Below are 1,147 nucleotides of genomic sequence, written 5' to 3' on the forward strand. Positions count from 1 at the left end.
GCACCGTCCGTGAAGTGGCAGCACATGAGCGCAGCAGGCCGTCCCCGCAAGCTGGACCAGACCCATCTGACCGTTTTGAAGGAGATCGTCGAGGACGATTGCCTTTCGACCGTCTCCGAGGTTGCAACCGAATTTGCGCGGCGCACAGGGCTTGAGGTCCATGTGGGCACCGTACGCTCTGTGTTGAAGCGCGCGGGAGTCGAGCGCAGGCCTCCCCGTGCAGTGGCTGACGCGGATTCCAAACCTGCCCCTTCCACGCCTCGCTACGGCTACACAGATGCCCATCGACGGCTTGCCCCTGAGCAGGCCTACCCAAGTTGTCTCACGGATGCGGAGTGGGCATTGGTGCAGGACATTTTCAGCAACGAGGGCGGCCGCGGCCTGCCGCCGCGTTACTCGCGGCGTTCCTTGGTCGATGCGTGTTGCTACGTTGTCCGGACCGGGTGCGCGTGGCGCATGCTGCCGCGGGAGTTTCCACGTTGGCAGAACGTCTATCGCACCTTTCGGCGGTGGAGCGAGCAGGGCAAGTTCGAGCGGATGAACGACGTCCTGCGCGGTATGTGGCGTGCCCGAGAGGAGCGCCCCGAGGCGCCGACTGCGGCGATCATCGATGCGCAGTCCACGCGAGGCTCCCCCCAAGGCGGCGACCTTGGCTTCGACGCAGGCAAGAAGGTCAAGGGACGCAAGCGCCATCTGGTCGTGGACACGCTGGGTTTGTTGCTGGCAGTCAGCGTGACCGCCGCCAGCGTGCAGGATCGCGATGGCGCCCACCCGGTGGTCGCGGCAGCGATGTCCAAGCATCCGCAGATCCAGACGCTGTATGCGGATGGCGGTTACGCGGGCCAGTGTGCGCAGACGGTCTCACAGTCCCACGGCATCAAGGTCCAAGTGGTTCGCAGCGCTGCTCGATCAGCCTGCTGGGTCATGCCCGACCAGCTCGACCTGTTCGAGTCTCCGGCCAAGGCCAAGGGATTCATTGCGATCGCCAAGCGCTGGATCGTGGAGCGGACGCACGCGTGGAACGAGCGCGCACGTCGGCTGGTGATGCATCACGATCGCAAGACCAGCGTATCCGAAGCCTGGGTTTGGCTCACCGAGGCGCGGATGCTGCTTCGACGCCTGACCACCTAATTTGTCAACACCCTCT

General features: G+C 64.6%; 1 protein-coding gene. It reads left to right on the plus strand.

Annotation, left to right across the window (positions count from 1 at the left end; all coding sequences use genetic code 11):
* The first annotated feature begins 24 nt into the window (after positions 1-24).
* Positions 25-1,131 carry an IS5 family transposase gene (locus AS93_RS0118410; RefSeq protein WP_027591933.1) on the plus strand — a complete coding sequence of 369 codons (1,107 nt, stop codon included), beginning with the start codon at positions 25-27 and terminating at the stop codon, positions 1,129-1,131.
* Positions 1,132-1,147 lie beyond the last annotated feature (16 nt).

Source organism: Pseudomonas sp. RL (assembly GCF_000647775.1).
GTDB classification, from domain to species: Bacteria; Pseudomonadota; Gammaproteobacteria; order Pseudomonadales; family Pseudomonadaceae; genus Serpens; species Serpens flexibilis.

What these genes read in the sequence shown, in the direction of transcription:
- AS93_RS0118410 (WP_027591933.1), top strand. Translation starts at nt 25, where the DNA reads ATGAGCGCAGCAGGCCGTCCCCGCAAGCTGGACCAGACCCATCTGACC.